General features: G+C 71.6%; 3 protein-coding genes (1 of these 3 cut by a window edge). 2 read left to right on the forward strand and 1 reads right to left on the reverse strand.

The genetic code is table 11. The features are described from left to right. The first annotated feature begins 149 nt into the window (after positions 1–149). Together FJ658_RS02915 and FJ658_RS02920 are read left to right on the forward strand one after the other, a co-directional pair. Positions 150–18,572, forward strand: a complete 18,423-nt coding sequence (locus FJ658_RS02915; RefSeq protein ID WP_141143873.1) for a DUF11 domain-containing protein — start codon at positions 150–152, stop codon at positions 18,570–18,572. Then, on the forward strand, positions 18,569–19,021 hold the full coding sequence (locus tag FJ658_RS02920; RefSeq protein WP_141143874.1) for an FxLYD domain-containing protein: 453 nt from the start codon (positions 18,569–18,571) through the stop codon (positions 19,019–19,021). The genes FJ658_RS02915 and FJ658_RS02920 overlap by 4 nt, the downstream gene beginning before the upstream one ends. 12 nt (positions 19,022–19,033) lie before the next feature. Here FJ658_RS02920 and FJ658_RS02925 read toward each other — a convergent pair whose 3' ends face one another. After that, positions 19,034–21,179, reverse strand: the 3' portion of a protein-coding gene (locus FJ658_RS02925) for a YhgE/Pip domain-containing protein (protein WP_255447521.1). It continues 638 nt past the right edge of the window; only the last 2,146 of its 2,784 coding nucleotides appear in the window; its start codon lies off the right edge, out of view; its stop codon occupies positions 19,034–19,036.

Genomic DNA, 21,179 nt, shown 5'->3' on the forward strand with positions numbered 1-21,179 from the left:
TCACCCCCCTTGACAACCGGAGTGGGGGCTGTTTTGTGGGGCTGATGTGACTTAGGTTGTATTCACGAAATCGTTCCACGCGGCGTCCTGACCAGACGCCGCTGCACCAGCAGGAGCGGTTCGAAGCAGCATCGGGGAGAGGCACCATCGTGTCGTGGGGGGATTCCGCGCACGCGGATCGACGGACGTCGCCGCGTCGTATCTTCGGCAACCCGGAGAACTGGGGCGAGCCCGGTGCCTCTTACTTCTCGCGGTTCGCGCGCATCATCGCCCTCACGCTGGCCATCGTCGTCGGAGCCCTCAGCGGCGCGGTCCTCCCCACCGCGATCGCGAACGCGGTCGTCGTCGAGTGGGGCACCAACGGCGGTCAGGACCCGAACTACCAGGCCACCGTCAACGGCGACTTCATCAACGCCGGCAACGGCGTGCTGCAGTGCCAGTCGATCGTCGGCAGCAACGGCACCTGCAACAACCTCCACGCGGCCACCTACACGGGCTCGGGCACGAGCGTCAACGACAACGCCATCATGGGCAACGTCAACGCGGCCTCGGGCTTCACCACGAACTCCTCGAGCGCGACCGTCACGATCCCCTCCGGCGCGAAGGTCGTGAAGGCCTTTCTGAACTGGTCGGCGAACACCGGCACCTGGCAGAACGACTCGCGCATCCTGTGCACCACCTACTCTGATGCGCGCGGCGTCGCGACGCTCCCGTCGGGCAGCGCCACCGGCTACCAGACCCGCGCGGTGCAGTTCAAGGTCGGCACGGGCGCCATCGCGGCGTTCGCCCCCGACGAGCTGCGCGAAGACGCGGCCACGCAGGCGACCACCCGCTACTACAGCGCCACGGCCGACGTCACCTCAGCCTTCGCCAACGCGGCCACCGGTTCGGCCCTGACCCTGTCGGCCGGCAACATCTGGACCCCGACCGGCGCCGGCTGCTACGCCGGATGGTCGATCACCCTGGTCTACGACTTCGGCACCTACATCATCGGCAACGCCAACTCGGTTCCGCACCGCGTCATCTACTACGAGGGCCACGTGCGCGAGGGCCAGAACGACGCCGCGCTGACGGTCGACTTCAACGGCTTCACCGCCGTCGACAAGGGCACCCGCGCCGGCTTCACCCTCTACGAGGGCGACCGCGGCATCACGGGCGACGTCGCGTCGTACTCGCGCGCCGGGTCGACGAGCTTCACCGAGATCCCCAACAGCGCGACGCTCGACAGCTCCGGCGGCAACGCCGGCGTGACCGGCAACATCGGCATCGGCCGGGCGAGCGGCTCGGTGCGCTACTTCAACACGAGCGACACGAGCGCGTTCACGAACCAGAGCGTGGATGTGGCCAGCGCCAGCCTCGCCAACGTGGTCGCCGGCGACTCGAAGGTGACCCTGCAGCTCGGCACGAGCGGCGACTCCTACCTGCTGACCAACGCGGTGCTCTCGGTGCCGACCGCCGGCATCCAGGTCAGCAAGAGCTACAACGGCACCGACGACATCCAGTACCGCACCGGCACCGAGAAGGCCACGTTCACGATCCGCGTGACCAACACGGGCGCGGGCATCCTGCAGAACATCAAGATCGTCGACGATCAGGCCGACTGCTCGCGCACGCTCACCGGCACGCTCGCGCCGCTCGCCTTCCAGGAGTTCACCTGCACGGCGACGAACAACACCAGTGCCGGCTATACGAGCACGGCCACCGCGACCGCGACGACGGTCGTGGGCGGCTACCTCGCCCAGGGCGCCGACTCGACAACGGTCGCCAAGAGCAGCATCGCGCTGACCAAGACGAGCGCCTTCGCCGCCGGCGCGACCGGCAAGGCCGGCGACACCGTCAACTACACGCTGACCGCGACCAACAACGGCGCCGGCCCGCTCACCGGCGTCACGATCACCGACCCGCTGCTGCCGACGATCACCTACGGCACCTGGGCGTCGGGCACGACCGGCACCCTGAACCAGGGCGGCTCGGTCACCGCGACCGGCAGCTACGTGCTGAAGCAGACGGATGTCGACGCCGGCTCGGTCGCCAACACCGCGTCGACGACGGGCACGGATGCCGACGGCGGCGTCAAGCCGACCGCGACCGCGCCGAACACGCAGACCGTCACGGCGACGCCCGCCATCACGCTGAGCAAGACGGGCGCGCTCGCGAGCGGCGCGACCGGCAAGGTCGGCGACACGATCAACTACACCTTCGTGCTGACGAACACCGGCAACGTCACGCTCAAGAGCGTCGGCGTCAGCGACCCGCTCTCGGGCCTGAGCTCCATCACCTACGGCACCTGGACCTCGGGCACCGCCAACCAGCTCAACCCGGGCGGCTCGGTCACCGCGACCGCCACCTACACGATCAAGCAGGCCGACGTCGATCGCGGCAACGTGCCCAACACGGCGACCGCCACCGGAACGCCGCCGACCGGCTCGGCCGTCGCGGCGCAGTCGTCGCAGACCGTGACCGTCGCGACCGCGGCCCCCGCGATCACGACCACGAAGTCGGCCGCCTACACGACCGGCTCGGGCGGCGTGAACAGCGTCGTCACCTACACGTTCACGGCGCGCAACTCGGGCAACGTCACCCTGACCGGCGTCGCCATCACCGACCCGCACACCAACCTGTCGGCGATCAGCTACGGCACCTGGCCGAGCGGCACGAGCGGCACGCTCGCGCCGGGCCAGACGATCACCGCCACCGCGACCTACACGGTGACGCAGGCCGATGTCGACGCCGGCACGATCACGAACACCTCGACCGCGCGCGGCACCTCGCCGACCGGCACGGCCGTCAGCGCCACGGCCAACGCCGTCATCGCGCCCGTCACGGCCGCGCCGAACCTCACCTTCGCGAAGACCGGCTCGTCGTCGGGCCAGGTCACCGGCTCGACCGTCACCTACACCTTCACGCTCACCAACTCGGGCAACGTCACGCTCACCGGCGTCGGCGCCTCCGACCCGCTGTCGGGCCTGAGCGCGATCACCTACGGCACCTGGCCGAGCGGCACCGCGGGCCGCCTCGCCCCGGGCCAGACGGTGACCGGAACCGCGACCTACACGCTCAAGCAGACCGACGTGGATGCGGGCGCCGTGTCGAACACGTCGACCGCCACCGCCACCCCGCCCACCGGCGCGGCGATCAGCCGCACGTCGAGCGCGACGGTGCCGATCACGGCGACCGGCACGATCGCGGTCACCAAGTCGGGCGCCTACCTGAGCGGCACCGGAGCCGTCGGCAGCGTCATCCGCTGGACCATCACCTTCCGCAACAGCGGCAACGTCACGCTGAGTAACGTCACCCTGACCGACTCGCTCAGCGGCCTCGGCACCCCGACCATCACCTGGCCGGGCACGACGGGCACGCTCGCGCCGGGCGCCACCGCGACCGCCGTCGCCGACTACACGGTCAAGCAGAGCGATGTGGATGCGGGCAGCGTCAAGAACACGGCGAGCGTCACCGCGCGCACGCCCGCCGGCGCGACCGCGACCGGCGCGTCGCCCGAGGCGACCGTGACCACCGCGACGGCCGCGCCGGCCGTGACCGTCGCGAAGACCGGCGCGATCGCCGGCGGCGCCGCCGGCAACGCCGGTGACGTCATCACCTACACCTTCACGGTGCGCAACACCGGAAACGTGACGCTCACGAACGTCGCCGTCGCCGACCCGCTCTCGGGTCTCGGCACGCTGACCTACACCTGGCCGACCTCGACCGCGGGCACGCTCGCTCCGGGTGCCACCGCCACGGCGACCGCCAGCTACACGATCAAGCAGAGCGACGTCGACACCGGCAACGTCAAGAACACCGCCACCGTCACCGGCCGCACCCCGGCCGGCGGAACCGCCACGAACACCAGCGGCCAGGTCACCACGAACACGGCCGCAGCATCCCCGTCGATCGCGACGACCAAGGCCGGTCAGCTGGCCTCGGGCTCGACCGGCGTGCAGGGCGACACGATCAACTGGACCATCACGCTGCGCAACAGCGGCAACGTCACGCTCACCGGCGTCGCCGCGACCGACTCGCTCACCTCGATCGGCACCCTGACCTACACCTGGCCGACCGGCCAGACCGCGGGCACTCTCGCCCCCGGTCAGACCGCGACCGCGACCGGCACCTCGACGCTGAGCCAGTCGGATGTCGACTCGGGCGCCGTCAGCAACATCGCCACCGGCTCGGGCACCTCGCCGACGAGCGTCAAGGTCAGCTCCACCGGCTCGGCCACGGTCGCCGTCACCGCCAACCCCGACCTGTCGATCACGAAGACCCCGAGTGTGACGAGCGGCGCCGCAGCCGGCAGCACGATCACCTACACCTTCGTGGTGCGCAACATCGGCAACGTCACCCTCAACAACGTGACCGTGACCGACCCGCTCTCGGGCCTGAGCTCCGTCAGCTACGGCACCTGGACCTCGGGCACGGCGAACCGCCTGCTGCCCGGCGGCAGCGTGACCGCCACGGCCACCTACGTCGTCAAGCAGAGCGACGTCGACACCGGCTCGATCAAGAACACCGCCAGCGCGAGCGGCACCGCCCCCGGCGGCGCCACGGCGCGCGCGAGCTCGACCCAGGTCACCGTCACCACGGTCGCCTCGGCGCCCGCGGTCAGCGTCACCAAGACGGCTGCGTACACGACCGGCTCCGGTGCCGTCGGCAGCGTCATCACCTACACGTTCACCGCCCGCAACACCGGCAACGTGACGCTCACGAACGTCGCCATCGCCGACCCGCACACCAACCTCTCGGCGATCACCTACGGCACCTGGCCGAGCGGCACCTCGGGCACGCTCGCGCCGAGCACGCAGGTCACCGCGACGGCGACCTACACGGTCGTGCAGAGCGACGTGGATGCCGGCAGCGTCAAGAACACCGCCACTGTGTCGGGCCGCTCGCCCAACGCGACCGTGGTCAACGGCTCGTCGGGCCAGGTCAGCATCAACACCGTGACGGCCGCCCCGGCGACCACCTTCACCAAGACCGGCGTCGCGTCGGGCACGAGCGTGGGCAGCACGGTCACCTACACGTTCAAGCTCAAGAACACGGGCAATGTCACGCTCACGGGCGCGACGATCACCGACCCGCTCACCGACCTCAGCGCCATCACGGTCGCCAGCTGGCCGAGCGGCACCGTCGGCAAGCTCAACCCGAACGACGAGGTCACGGGCACCGCGACCTACACGCTCAAGCAGAGCGATGTGGATGCCGGCAGCGTCGCCAACACCTCGACCGCGACCGCCAACCCGCCGACCGGCGCCGCGATCACGCGCACCTCGAGCGCGAGCGTGCCGATCGCCGCGACGGGCGTGCTCGCCGTCACCAAGTCGGGCGCCCTCGCGACCGGAGCCACCGGCAAGGTCGGCGACACGATCAACTGGTCGATCCGCGTCACCAACACCGGCAACGTCACGATGACCAACGTCGCGATCACCGACTCGCTCTCAGGCCTGTCGGCGCTGACGCTCACCTGGCCCGCCGGCCAGACCGCGGGCACGCTCGCCCCGAACCAGTTCGTCACGGCCACCGCGACCTCCACGATCACCCAGGCGCAGGTCGACGCCGGCACCGTGAGCAACGTCGCCACCGCGACCGGCCGCACCCCCGCGGGCGCGACGATCACCGGCACCTCGCCCTCCGCATCCGTGTCGACCCTCGCCGCCGCTCCCGCCATCTCGCTGGTCAAGACCTCGGCTCTGGCCGGCAACGGCACCGGCGTCGCGGGCGACGTCGTGAACTACACCTTCACGATCACCAACACCGGCAACGTCACGCTGAAGAACGTCAGCGTCGCCGACCCGATGAGCGGCCTCTCGAGCCCGCTCTACAGCTGGCCGTCGACCGCCGGGCAGCTCGCGCCGGGCGCCGTCGCGACCGCCACCGCGACCTACACGATCAAGCAGAGCGACGTCGACAACGGCAGCATCTCGAACACCGCGACCGCGACCGGAACGCCGCCCACCGGCGCCGCCGTGACGTCGTCGTCGACGCGCGTCACGAACACCGCGACCGCCGCGCCGAGCGTCGCCACGACCAAGACGGGTCAGCTCGCGACCGGCTCGACCGGCAAGGCCGGCGACACGATCAACTGGTCGTTCACGCTGCGCAACACCGGCAACGTCACGCTGACCGGCGTCGTGATCAACGACCCGCTCACCGACATCTCGGCCCGCACCTACACCTGGCCGACCGGTCAGACCGCCGGCACCCTCGCGCCGGGCCAGACGGTCACCGCGACCGCCACCTACGTGCTCAAGCAGAGCGATGTCAACGGCGGCTCCGTCGTCAACACCGCCTCGGGCGTCGGCACCTCCCCGAAGTCGGGCAGCGTCAGCGGGCCGGCGCAGGCGACCGTCACGATCACCGCATCCGCCTCGCTCAGCCTCACCAAGACGCCGAGCATCACCAGCGGCGCCAAGGTCGGCGACACGATCACCTACACCTTCGTCGCGCGCAACACCGGCAACGTCACGCTGACGAACGTCGCGATCACCGACACGCACACCGGCCTGTCGACGCTCAGCTACACCTGGCCGACCGGGCAGACCGCGGGCACCCTCGCGCCGGCCGAGCAGGTCACCGCGACCGCGACCTACCTGGTCACGCAGGATGACGTGAACAACGGCGTCGTCAACAACAGCGCCAGCGTCAGCGGCACCACGCCGAAGGGCGGCACCGTCTCGTCGACGGCGTCGGTCAGCGTGCCCGCGACGCCCGCATCCCCCTCGCTCACCCTGGGCAAGGAGGCCACCGTCGGCGGCACGGGCGGAGCGGGTTCGGTCATCACCTACCGCTTCACGCTCACCAACACCGGCAACGTGACGGTGACCGGCGCGCGCATCGTCGACCCGCTGCCGCAGCTCTCGGCCCTCGACTACCAGTGGCCGAACGGCCCCCCGCAGGGCACCCTGAACCCCGGAGACGTGCTGCGGGCCACGGCCACGTACACGATCACCCAGGCTGACGTCGATCGCGGCAACGTGCAGAACCGCGCGACCGGCTACGCCACCCCGAAGACCACGGGCGGCACCGAGTTCTCGACGCAGTCGCCTCAGGTCACCACGCCGACCGCCGCGTCGGCCCCCAAGCTCACGCTCACCAAGACCGGCACCGCCAACGGCACCACGACCGGCTCGACCATCAGCTACGCCTTCACGCTGAAGAACGACGGCAACGTCACCCTGACCTCGGTCGGCGTCAGCGACCCGCTGCTCGGCGCGAACGGCGTCACCCTCAGCGGCTGGACGAGCGGCACCGTCGGCACGCTCAAGCCCGGCGACACCGTGAACGGCACCGGCACGTACACGCTCAAGCAGAGCGACGTGGATGCGGGCTCCGTCGTCAACACGGCGACCGCCACCGGCACGCCGCCCACCGGCGCGGCCACCACGACGACCGCCACGCGCACCACGCCGATCGCCGGCGCCGGAGCGCTCACGCTGGCGAAGACCGCCAGCCCGACGTCGGGTCTGCAGCTCGGCAACACGGTCACCTACTCGTTCACGATCACCAACACGGGCAACGTCACCCTGTCGGGCGTGACCGCGACCGACCCGATGTCGGGCCTCAGCCGCATCGACTTCGGCACGCAGAGTCGCACCGTCGCTCCCGGCGGATCGATCACCGGAACCGCGACCTACACGGTGTCGCAGGCCGATGTGAACCGCGGATCCATCGCCAACACCGCGACCGCGACCGGCCAGACCCCCGCGGGTGCGACCGTCAGCACGACCGGCAGCGCCACCGTGACCACGGTCGCCGCCGCGCCCTCGATCAGCGCCGCCAAGTCGGCCGTCGTCTCGGGCTCGAAGACCGTCGGCGACCGCGTGACCTACACGATCGTCGCCACCAACACCGGCAACGTCACGCTCACCGGCGTCACGATCAGCGACCCGATGTTCACGGCGGCGCAGATCAACTACGGCGCGTGGCCGACCAGCACCTCGGGTCTGCTGCAGCCGGGCCAGACGATCACGGCGACGGCCGTGCGCACGATCACCCAGCCCGACGTGGATGCGGGCGGCATCACCAACACCGCCACCGCGACCGGCACGCCGCCCACCGGCGCGAACGTCAGCGGCGCATCCACGATCACGACGCCGCTGATCTCCCGCGCTCCCGCGATCACCCTCGCCCAGACCGGCGCGCTCGCGGCCGGCTCGACCGGCAAGGCCGGCGACACCGTGAACTGGTCGTTCACGATCACCAACTCGGGCAACACGACTCTCACGGGCGTGCAGCTCAGCGGTCTCAGCGTCGCCACCGGCATCGCGTACGGCACCTGGCCCGGCGGCGTCGCGGGGCAGCTGGCCCCCGGTCAGAGCGTCACGGCCACCGGCACCTCGACCCTGACCCAGACCCAGGTGGATGCGCGCTCGGTCACCGACGACGCCACCGTCACGGGCACCGCGCCCAGCGGCGTCACGCCCGCCACGGTCAGCGCCCAGAAGCCGGCGACCGTCACGATCGCGCCGGCCTCGACGATCTCGATCGTCAAGACCGGCTCGGCCCCCGCGAACGCGGTCGTCGGCGACAAGATCACCTACGGCTTCACGATCACGAACACGGGAGCCACGTCGCTCAGCGGCGTCGCCATCTCCGACCCGCGCCTCGGCTCGACGCCGATCACCTACACCGGGCTCGGCACGGGCGCCTCGCTCGCACCGGGAGCCACGGCGACGGCTTCGGCGAGCTACACCATCACCCAGGCCGACATCGATGCCGGAACCGTCACCAACACCGCGACGGTCGCGGCGCGTGACACCCAGAACACCGCGGTGTCGGGCACCTCGAACACCGTCACCGTCGCGACCGGCGTCGAGGCGGGCGCGATCTCGATCGCCAAGTCGGCCTCGCCCGCGTCGGGTGTCGCTCGCGGAGGCACCATCACCTACACGTTCACGGTCACCAACACCGGCAACGTGACCCTGACCGGCGTCGGCATCAGCGACCCGAAGTTCCCGGCAGCCGGCGACATCACCTATGGCGCCTGGCCCGGTGGAACCGCGAACACCCTCGCGCCCGGCGCGAGCGTGACCGCGACCGCCACGCACGTCGTCAGCCAGGCCGACTTCGACCTCGGTCGCGTCGACAACCAGGCGACCGCGACCGGCACGACGCCGGCGAACGCGACCGTCACCGGACAGTCGGCCGTCGTCAGCACCTCGACCGCCTCGGCCACGCCGAAGATCGGCCTCACCAAGTCGCTGCAGGGCACCCCTCCCACGGGCGGGTACAAGCTGAACGACACCGTGACCTGGGCGTTCACGATCACCAACTCCGGTGACGTCTCGCTCTCGGGTGTCGCGATCGCCGACCAGCTCGCGGTGCAGAACCTCACCTACAGCTGGCCGACCGGCACCGCCGGCGCGCTCGCCCCGAACGCGACCGCCACGGCGACGGCGACCTACACGGTCACCCAGGCGGATGTCGACGCGGGCTCGGTCGTCAACAACGCGACCGCGAGCGGCACGCCCTCGCGCGGCGCCGCCGTGACCTCGCCGACCGCGACCGCCACCGCATCCACGGCCGCGCAGCCCGGGATCGCGCTGACCAAGTCGGCCGCCTTCCCCGGCGGCAAGAACGTGGGCGACACGATCACCTACACCTTCGTCGCGCGCAACACCGGCAACCAGACCATCACCGGCGTCGTCATCGACGACCCGCTGGCCCGCCTCGGCACGATCAGCTACGGCGCCTGGCCGACCTCGACCGCCGGCACCCTGCCGCCGAACACGAGCGTCACCGGCACCGCGTCGTACACGATCGCGCAGAGCGACATCGACAGCGGAGCCGTCACGAACACGGCGAACGTCACCGGTCGATCCGGCGGCACCACGCTCAGCCAGCCCTCGAACACGCTCGTGACCCCGGTCGCGACCGCGGGCCCCGCGCTCACGGCGACCAAGGCCGCCAACGTCACCTCGGGCGTCAAGGCCGGCGATGTCATCCGCTACCGCGTCGCGCTCGCCAACACCGGCAACCAGACGCTGCACGGCGTCACCGCGACCGACCCGCTGAACGGGCTGTCGGCGTTCACCTACACCTGGCCCGGCGCCGCCGGAGTGCTCGCACCCGGACAGTCGGCCACCGCCCGCGCCAACTACACGGTCACGCAGGCCGACGTCGACGCCGGCTCGATCGCCAACACCGCGCACGGCGACGCGCTCACGCCGGGCAACGCCCCGCTGCGCTCGAACGACTCGCCGCTGACGATCTCGACCGAGACCCAGCGCGCGACCATCGCGATCACCGACTCGGGCGCCCTGCCGGCCGGCTCGGCGGGCAAGGCCGATGACATCGTCACCTGGACCTACGTCGTGACCAACACCGGCAACGTCACGCTGCGCAGCGTCGGCGTGACCGAGACCCAGACCGGCGCCACCGCGCCCGTCGCCGGCACCTGGCCCGGCGCATCCGGCGTGCTCGCCCCGGGCGAGAGCGTGCAGTTCACGAGCACCTACAAGCTCACGCAGGCCGACGTCGACGCCGGCAAGGTCACCAGCAACGTCTCCACCGTCGGAACTCCGCTGCAGGGCACGACCAAGCCCACGGCCAACGCCACGGCCGATGTGACCGTCGCCAGCAACCCGGGCTTCACGGTGATCAAGCGCGCCGAGTTCCGCAACGGCGGAACCGGCAACGTCGGCGACACCATCCGCTACTACCTGGATGTCGCCAACACCGGCAACGTCACGCTCAGCAAGGCGCGCCTCAGCGACCACCTGCCCGGCCTCGGCGAGCAGTTCCCGTCGTGGCCCGACCCGTCGAAGCCCGGCGTCATCCCGCCCGGCGCGACCGCGACCGGCTACGCCGACTACGTGGTCACCCAGGATGACGTCGACCGCGGCTCGATCACGAACACGGCCGGGGTCGGGCTCACGCCGCCCACCGGCGCCGAGATCGTCAAGCCCTCGAACACCGTCGTCACGCCGCTGGCCCAGGCCGCGCCCGTGCTGACGATCACCGAGACCGGTGTCGCCGACCAGCCCGCGACCGCCGGCAAGAACGTCACCTGGACCGTGACGGTCACCAACAACGGCAACGTCACCGTCAAGAACGTCGTCATCACCGACCCGGCGCTGCAGAACCCGGTCTACGACTGGGGCACCGGCACCGCCGGCCAGCTCGCGCCCGGCAAGAGCGTCACGCTCACCGGCACGACCGTGATCACCCAGGGTGACGTCGACGCCGGCCAGGTCACGAACTCCTCGAGCGCCCAGGGCGTCTCGGCGCGCGACAACACGACCGTCGTCGGACCGGTGAACGCCTCGGCGACCGTTCCCACGACCGTGGCCGGACCCTCGATCGACATCGTCAAGACGGCGACCAAGGGCGCGAACTGGGCCGACAAGGCCGGCGACACCGTCGTGTTCACCTACACGGTCACGAACAACGGCAACCAGACCCTGACCGGCGTCACCGCGACCGACCCGCTCGTGCCCGGCGGCATCACGCTGACCGGCTGGACCGGTGCGACCGGCCGCCTCGCCCCGGGGCAGAGCGTCACCGCGACGGTCAACCACACCGTCACGCTCGACGAGGTCAACGCCGGCACGTCGAGCTCGGCCGCCGACACGAGCGGCACGAGCACGCGCGGCGCCACGGTGGCCGACTCCGACACCGCGGGTGTGCCGATCGCGTCGAAGCCCGGCATGACCCTGGCGAAGACCGGCACCGTCTCCGGCACCGGCAACGCGGGCAGCACGATCGACTACAGGTTCCGCATCTCGAACACCGGCAACGTCACGCTGTCGCTCATCGCGCTCGTCGACTCGCTGCCCGGCATCAAGAACCTGAAGTTCCTCGACTGGCCCGACGAGAGCTACATCCTCGACCCCGGTCAGTTCGTCGACGCCACCGCGAACTACACGATCACGCAGAGCGACGTCGACACCGGCAACGTCACGAACAAGGCCACCGCGAGCGGCAAGCCGCCCGTCGGCGACACGATCTACGTCGACTCGCCGCTCGTCACGACCACGGTCGCGCCCTCCGCGCCGAAGATCTCGGTCACCCAGACGGTGAGCCCGGCGACCGGTGTCAAGGCCGGCGACCAGGTCACCTTCACGGTGACCGCGACGAACACCGGCAACGTCTCGCTCTCGAACGTGACGCTCGCCGACTCGCTGCCCGGCCTCGGCACGCCCGTGCCGACCTGGCCCGGCCAGCAGGGCACGCTCGCCGTCGGCGGCCAGCCCGTCACCTGGACGATCCCCTACACGGTGACCCAGGCCGACGTGGATGCCGGATCGTTCACCAACATCGCCACCGTCACCGGCACCTCGCCGACCGGCGCGAACGTCAGCGGCAGCGCGCCCGCCACCGTCACCCCGACCGTCAGCGGACCCCAGATCGGCATCACCGACAGCGGGGCGCTCGCGGCCGGCTCGACCGGCAAGGCCGGCGACACCGTGATCTGGAGCTACGTCATCACCAACACCGGTGACGTGACCCTGCGCAACGTGACCGCGGCCGAGTCGCAGACGAACGCGACCGCGCCCGTCTTCGGCGCCTGGCCCGACGCATCCCAGCCGAACGTGCTCGCGCCCGGGCAGAGCGTGACCGCCACCTCGAGCTACACGCTGACGCAGGCCGACGTCGACCGCGGCACCGTCACGAGCGGCTCGTCGACCACGGCCAACGGCCCGGCGCCGACCTCGACCCAGGTGACCGCCAGCGCGCCCGCGCAGGTGACGATCACCCAGACCCCGGATTACACGGTGCAGAAGGCGTCGGCGTTCCTCAACGGCGGCGTCGGGAACGTCGGCGACACCATCCGGTACACCCTCACGGTCAAGAACACCGGCAACGTGAGTCTCTACAACGCCTGCCTCAAGGACCCGCTGCAGGGCCTCGGACCGCAGAACCCGACGTGGCCGACTCCGTCGGACCCGCGAACGGTGCGCCCCGGCGAGACCGCCACCGGCTACGCCGACTACGTCGTCACCCAGGCCGACGTCGATGCGGGTTCGAAGACCAACACGGCCACGGCCAGCTTCTGGACCGACCCGAGTCGCGGTGCGACCTGCGCCGATCCCGGCAGCATCGACCGCTCCTCGAACACCGTCGTCACCCCGCTGGCCCAGGCCCGCCCGGTGCTCGGCATCACCGAGACCGGCGTCGCCGAGCAGCCCGCCACCGTCGGCAAGACGGTCACCTGGACCGTGACGGTCACCAACAACGGCAACGTCACCGTCACGAACGTCGCGCTCAGCGACCCGCAGCTGCAGAACCCGGTCTACGACTGGGGCACCAGCGCCGAGGGCGTGCTCGCACCGGGCAAGAGCGTCACGCTCACGGGCACGACGACCATCACGCAGAACGACGTGGATGCCGGAGCCGTCAGCAACGTCTCCAGCGCCACCGGCATCTCGGCTCGCGACAACACCACCGTCGTCGGTCCGGTGAACGCGGGGGCGACCGTGCCCACCGTCGGCAGCGGACCCGGCATCGACGTCACGAAGTCGGCGCAGCTCGCGCCGGGCGCCACCGGCAAGGCCGACGACCTCGTGAACTTCAGCTACACGCTGACCAACAACGGCAACGTGACGCTGACCGACGTGAGCCTCGCCGACGCGCTCGGCCTCACCGGCGCGATCGTCTACGACTGGAAGGGCAGCCCCGCGGGCACCGTCCCGGTCGGCACGACCATCACCGCGAACGGCACCTACCGCCTCACGCAGGCCGACGTCGACCGCGGCTCGGTCTCGAGCGCCGTGACCGGCACCGGAACCGCCCCCAACGGCGTCACGGTGACCGACAGCGACACCGCCGGCGTCACGATCACCGCGGCCCCGAAGCTGGCCGTCACCAAGGCCGGCACGGTGCGCGGCGGCGGAGCCGGCGCGGCGAACGGCGTCATCGACTACGCCTTCACGATCAAGAACGACGGCAACGTGACCCTCACGCTGGTCGACCTGGTCGACTCGCTGGGCGGCGTCAGCAACCCCGTCATCAGCTGGCCGAGCTCGGCGCCCGCCGGCACCCTCGTGCCCGGCGCCACGGCCACGGCCACGGCGAACTACACGATCACGCAGGGCGACATCGACCGCGGCACCGTCGCGAACGTCGCCACGTCGACCGCGAAGCCTCCGGTCGGCGACAAGATCAGCCAGTCGTCGAACACGTCGAACGTGACCGTCGGCGGCGCCACCACCGCGCCGACGATCCGCGTCACCGAGACGCCCACCCCGGCCACCGGTCTCCAGGTCGGCGACATCGTGCGCTTCGACATCACGATCGAGAACAGCGGCACCATCACGGTGAACGGCACGACCCTGTCGACCACGCTGAGCGGACTCAGCACTCCGGTCATCTCGTGGCCGGGTGCCGTCGGCACCCTCGCACCGGGCCAGATCGCCCGGGCGACCGCCGACTACCGGGTGACCCAGGCGGATGTCGACCGCGGCTCGGTCAGCGACACCGCATCCAGCACCGCCACCGGCGTGCGCGGCGGGACCGCGAGCGACAGCGCGACGGCGAAGGCGACCACGGTCACCGCGGCGCCGAAGATCGCCGTGACCGACGAGGGCCGCCTCGAGCCCGGCTCCACCGGAAAGGCCGGCGACGACGTGCAGTGGCTCTACCGCGCCACCAACACCGGCAACACCACCCTCACGGGCGTGACATTCACCGAGTCGCTCGACGGCTCCAGCGTGCCGACGGTCACCGAGTGGCCCGACGCCTCGCGTCCCGGTGTGCTGCTGCCCGGCGAGTTCGCCTACGCGGTCGGCGACTACACGCTGACGCAGAGCGACGTGGATGCGGGCAGCGTGCGCAGCCGCATCAGCACCGCGGGCGTCAGCGCCTCGAGCGACGCCACCCGCGTGACCGCCGACGCCGACGCGACCGTGACGATCACCGCCCGCCCGGCTCTCTCGGTCGTCAAGAGCGGCGCCCTCACCGGCGGCGGCCTCGGCGCCGCCGGCGACACGATCCGCTACGCGCTCGACATCACCAACACCGGCAACGTCACGGTCTACCAGGGCAACCTCGTCGACCCGCTGCCCGGACTCGGAACCCAGCAGATCGAGTGGCCCGACCCCGCGAAGCCGGGCGTCGTGCCGCCGGGCGAGACGGTGCACGGCGAGGCCGACTACAAGCTGACCCAGGCCGACGTCGACCGCGGCTACATCGACAACACCGCGAGCGTCGAGGCGTGGACCACGCCCGACACCAAGCCGGCCGACAAGCGCGTCACCGCCACGTCGAACACGGTGCGGATCACGACCGAGCAGGCCGCCCCGCAGCTCACCGTCATCAAGTCGGCGACCGTCTCGGGCACCGGCAAGGTCGGCGACACGATCACGTACACGATCGAGACCAAGAACACGGGCAACGTGACGGTCAAGGGCCTCACGGTCGGCGACCCGCTGCCGCGCCTCAGCGCCCTGGTCACGACGGGACTCGCGAACGACGGCTCGCTCGCGCCCGGCGCCACGGCGACCAGCACGGGCACCTACGTGCTCGAGCAGGCCGACATCGACACCGGCTCGGTGACCAACCAGGCCACCGCATCCGGAACCTCGGCCCGCGACGGCGCCGCCGTCAGCACCCCGAGCAACCAGCTCGTGACGCCCACCCTGGTCGGGACCCCGAAGATCAGCGTCACCGACGCCGGCGCGCTCGACTCCGCCGACCAGGCGAAGGCCGGCGGCAAGGCCACCTGGACCTACGTCGTCACCAACGACGGCGACGTGACCCTGAGCAACGTGCACGTGGATGAGTCGCTCACCCTGAGCGGTCCGCTCAGCTACGCCTGGACCGGCACGCCCGGCGTGCTCGCGCCGAAGCAGTCGGTGACCGTCACGGCGCCGTACGCGCTCAGCCAGGGCGACGTCGACGCGGGCAGCGTCATCAGCACGGTGCGCGCGACCGGCACGCCGAAGGTGGGCGCCGACGCGACCGCCGACGCGACCGCCACCATCCCGGTGGTCACGAACCCGGTCATCACGGTCGACCAGACCGCGAAGCTCGCCAAGCCCGGCGCGAACGCGGTCGGCGACCAGATCGACTACACGATCGTGATCACCAACACCGGTCCGACCACGCTGAGCGGCGTGACGCTGAGCGACACCCTCGCCGGCCTCAGCACGCCGACGATCGTCTGGCCCGACCCCGCCCAGCCGGGCGTCATCCCGCCGGGCCAGCAGGCCACCGCCACCGCGAGCTACCAGATCGCGCAGAAGGACGTCGACCTCGGTCACGTCGACAACCGGTCGACCTCGACCGGCCAGTCGCCGACCGGCCAGACCGCCTCGGCGCAGTCGGAGGTCACCAGCATCCCGACCGGCGCCCCGCGCCCGGCCATGACGCTGACCAAGGGCGGCGCGCTGCGCAGCGGAACGGGCGACGCCGGCAGCGTCGTGCGGTTCACGTTCACGCTCAAGAACACGGGCAACGTCACGATCAGCGCACTCGGCGTCGCCGAGAAGCTGCAGGGCGCCGGCGTGCCGACCATGACGTTCCCGACCGGAACGCCGCAGCTCGCGCCGGGCGCCACGGCCACCGGGTACAGCGACTACACGCTGACCCAGGCCGACGTCGACCTCGGATACGTCGACAACACGGCGACGGCCACCGGAGCCTCGGCCCCGGACAGCGCACCGATCTCGACCGACTCGAACACCTACCGGTTCACCACCTCGCCCTCGCGGCCCCGCATCAGCACCACGCAGGACGGCGTCTTCGCGAACGGCGGTACCGGCCAGCTGAACGACGTCGTCGACTACACCTTCACGGTCACCAACACCGGCAACACGACCCTCACCGGCGTGACGCTCGCGAACACCGTCGCCGGCCTGACCGGCGCCGTGTACACCTGGCCGGCCGGCCAGACCGCGGGCACCCTCGCCCCGGGGCAGGTGCTCAGCGTCACCGCGCAGCACACCGTCACCCAGGCGGATGTGGATGCCGGCGTCATCCGCAACGTCGCCACCGGCTCGGGCACCGACCCGAAGGCGACCACGGTCACCAGCTCGACGCCCGAGCTCGTGCTGCCGCTCGCGACCGCCTCGCCCGACCTCGAGCTGACCAAGGTCGGCACGCCGCGCGACGGCGCCCAGGTCGGCGACACGATCGACTACGTCTTCGAGCTCAGCAACACGGGCACCCAGACGGTGCACGGCGCGACGATCAGCGACGGCCTGCCGGGCGTCAGCACGATCGCGTACGGCGCCTGGCCGACCGCCGAGACCGGCGTGCTGCCGCCGAACACGAGCGTGACCGCCACGGCGACCTACGTCGTGACCCAGGCCGACGTCGACCGCGGCGACGTGACCAACACGGCCACCGCATCCGCCCTCGACCCGTCGAACGGACGCCTGACCACGAGCTCGCAGCCCTCGGTCGTCACGACCCCGCCGGCGGACCCGGGCATCACGATCGCCAAGACCGCGGCGCTTGCTCCGGGTGCCACCGGGCGTGCCGGTGACCTCGTGAACTACACCTTCGTCGTCACCAACTCGGGCAACGTCACGCTCGAGAACGTGACCGTGGCCGACGGTCAGGCCGACCTGCGCAACTGGACCTACACCTGGCCGGGAACGCCGGGCGTGCTCAAGCCCGGTGAGAAGGCGACCGTCACAGCGCAGCACCAGCTGACGCAGCCCGACATCGACGCGGGAGTGCTCGACTCGACCGCGACGACCGACGGCACCGGCATGAACGGCGCCGACGTGAACGCGCAGGCGACCGACCCCGTCGTCATCGCCGCCGCGCCCGCGCTGACGCTGAGCAAGACGGCCGCGGCGCGCGACGCCCGCCCGACCGTCGGCACCGTGATCGACTACACCTTCGTCGCCCGGAACACCGGCAACGTCACGCTCGACGGCGTGGTCGTGAACGACCCGCTCATCCCGGCCGACCAGATCAGCTACGGCTGGCCCGGCGCCAACGGCCGCCTCGCCCCCGGCGAGAGCGTCACCGCGCGCGGCAGCTACACCGTCACCCAGGCGGATGTCGACGCCGGCGCCGTGGCCAACACCGCGACCGCCGACGGCCTCACGCCCGACGACACCGACGCCCCCGAGGCCAGCTCCTCGGCGGTCGTGCAGGTGCCCAACGGCGCCGCCATCACGCTCGCCCAGAGCGTGCGCATCGCCGACGGACGCCCGGGCTTCGCCGGAGACGTGCTCGTGTACACCTACGTGATCACGAACACCGGCACCGTCGACCTGCACGGCGTCACGCTGACCGACCCGAAGAAGGGCCTCGGCCCGATCGTCTTCGGCGACTGGCCGGGCGCCGTCGTCGGCGACCTCGCGCCGGGGCAGTCGGTGACCGCGACGGCCGAGTACGTCATCCAGCCCAGCGACGAAGGCGCCCTCGTGCGCGGCACCTCCACGGTGACCGCCGAGGGCGCGAGCGCCGCCCAGCAGGTCGACGCGGCCTCGAACGCCGACATCCAGCTGCCCGCCCGCCCGGGCGTGCCCGGCATCCCGGGTCTGCCCGGCGCCGGCGGCGGCCTCGCCCACACCGGTGTCGACCCGAGCCTCCCGGGACTCCTCGCGCTGATGCTCCTACTCTGGGGTGGAGCGTTCGTGGGCCTGGCCGCGCGGCGCCGACGTAAGGAGAACGCATGAAGTCCACCGCCATCCGCACCCTGACCGCACTCGCCGGCGTCATCCTCGTCGCCGGAGCGATCGCCGGATGCACGGACAGCGGTGACTCGTCGCCCAAGAAGTCGGCCTCGGCCAAGCCCTCGGCCACGCCGTCGCAGGTCACCGACGTGACCGACGCGCCCGGCACCGGCGAAGGACTCGTCGGCGCGCGCAACGACGTCGAGGTGACCAAGTGCGAGCCGGCCGACGGCGGATGGGCCGTCGCCGGCACCGTCACGAACTCGAGCGACGCGGCGGCGAACTACCGCATCTACGTCTCGCTGCTCGACAAGGACGGCGCGACGCTCGGACTCAAGCAGGTGAACTCCGACGGACTCGACGCCGGCGCGAAGGCCGACTGGAGCGCCGACATCGCCGTCGAGGGCAAGAACCTGCAGTGCGTGCTGCGCGTGGAGCGCTACGCGGCCTGACCCGGCCTGCGGTCAGCCGCCGATCGGCGAGGGGCGCAGCTCGCGCAGCGTGCGGAAGCGCGACTGCTTCGCCGCGCCCGCGATCGACGCGAGCAGCGACACCGCGAGCCAGATCAGCAGCGTGATGAGCGCCGACGAGAGCCCCGCCGATCCGCCGCCGTAGACGAGCGCCCGGATGCCGTCGACCGCGTGCGCCATCGGCAGCGCCTGGTGCAGCGCGGCGAGCGGCGCGGGCAGCGTCTGCCACGGGAACGTGCCGCCGGCCGTCACGAGCTGCACGACCATGAGCACGAGCCCGAGGAACTGCCCGACGCTGCCGAGCCACACGTTGAGCGCCAGCACGATCGCCGCATAGGTCACCGAGACCAGCGCCATGAAGCCGAGCAGCTGCACGGGATGCGCGATCGACAGCCCCAGCGGACCGGCGAGCACCAGGAAGAGCCCGATCATCTGCACGACGCCGAGCAGCGCCGGGGTCGCCCATCCGGCCAGCGCGGTCGCGACCGGACGCCGCACGGCGGTCAGCGCGCGCCGCGACAGCGGCCGCACGAGCAGGAACAGCGCGTAGATGCCGATCCACGCGGCGAGGCTGATGAAGAAGGGCGCGAGTCCGGCGCCGTAGTTCTGCGCCTCGCTCTGCGCGGTCTGCTTCACGGCGACCGGGTCGGCGACGGCGTCCGCGGTCGCGGAGCGCTGCGCATCCGTCTTCGAGGGCGTCTTCGCGACCCCGTCGACGAGCTCGCCGTGCAGGGTGTCGGCGCCGTCGGCGAGCTGGGTCGTGCCGTCGGCCAGGGTGGATGCGCCGCTCGCGAGCTCGGCGGTGCCGCTCTTCAGCGCGGTCGCCCCGCTCGAGAGCTTCGCGGTGCCGTCCTTCAGGGTCGCGGCTCCGGTCGCGGCGCTCTGGGCGCCGCTCGCGACGGCGGCGGCGCCGTCGGCGGCCTGGCCGATCGCGGCCTGCAGTGCGGGCGCGCTCGCGGCGAGCTTCGCGGCGCCGGCGTCGAGCGCCTGCGTTCCGGTGGCGAGCTGCGAGCCGTCGCCGGTGGCGACCGCGAGGGCGCCGACCTTGGCGAGCAGCACCGCCTGCTGGTCGGCCGGGATGTCGGAGGTCGCGAGCGCGGCAGCCAGCGACGACTCCGCGTCGGTCGCCGCCCCGTGCAGCGTCGTGACGCCGCCCGCGATCCGGTGAGCGCCGGCGGCGAGCGTCTGGGCCTGCATCGGCAGATCGGTCGTCGAGCTCTTGAGCGTCTGCAGTCCACTGCTCAGCGAGCTCGCGCCGGTCGAGAGCTGCGCGGTGCCGCTCGCGAGCGAGCCGGCGCCCGCGTCGGCGGCGGCCGCGCCGGTCGCGAGCTGCGCGGCGCCGTCGGCCGCCGAGCTCGCACCGTCGCTGAGCTCCGTCGCGCCGTCGGAGGCCGAGTGAGCCCCGTCGCTGAGCTGCTGGGCGCCGTCGGCCGCATCCGAGAGCCCGTCGCGCAGGGACTGCACGCCGTCGAGCAGCTGCAGCGTCGCCGCGCGGCCGACCTTCTCCACGATCGCGGCGCGCACCGTCGTCGTCGCCTGGGTGGCGATCGTGGTCGAGAGGTAGCTGTTGGTGTCGTTCGTGAGCAGCCCGAGGCGGGCCGGAACCGGCGCATCCCCCGAGGCCGACGCGATGTCCGACGAGAACGACGCGGGGAACTCGACCGCGAAGTCGTAGGTGCCGTTCTGCACGCCACGGCTCGCGGCGACCGCGCTCACCTCGTGCCAGGCGAACTTCTTGCCGTCGAGCAGGGTGTCGGCCGCATCCCGCCCGTAGTTCTGCTTCGCGCCGTCGACCGTCGCCCCCTCGTCGGCGACGACGATCGCCGCGGGCACCTTGTCGAGGCTGCCGTAGGGGTCCTTGTTGCCCCAGAGGTAGAGGCCGCCGTAGACGACCGGGATCGTCATGAGCGCCACGAGGGCGAGCACGGCCATGCGGCTCGACACGAGGCGCGCGAACTCGGCGCGCACGCTCGTGGAGATCGTGCGGATCGCGGTGAGGGGTGCGGACATCGTCAGTGCTCCTGCGGTGCGGTGCGGGCGGTCGCGCCCGCGGGGGTGGAGTCGACGACGGTGTCGGCAGGGGTGGGGTCGGGGGTCGTGGTGTCGGTGTCGGTGTCGGTGTCGGTGTCGGTGTCGGTGT

Source organism: Schumannella sp. 10F1B-5-1, assembly GCF_006517535.1.
Taxonomy (GTDB): Bacteria; Actinomycetota; Actinomycetes; order Actinomycetales; family Microbacteriaceae; genus Schumannella.

What these genes read in the sequence shown, in the direction of transcription:
- FJ658_RS02920 (WP_141143874.1), top strand. Translation starts at nt 18,569, where the DNA reads ATGAAGTCCACCGCCATCCGCACCCTGACCGCACTCGCCGGCGTCATC.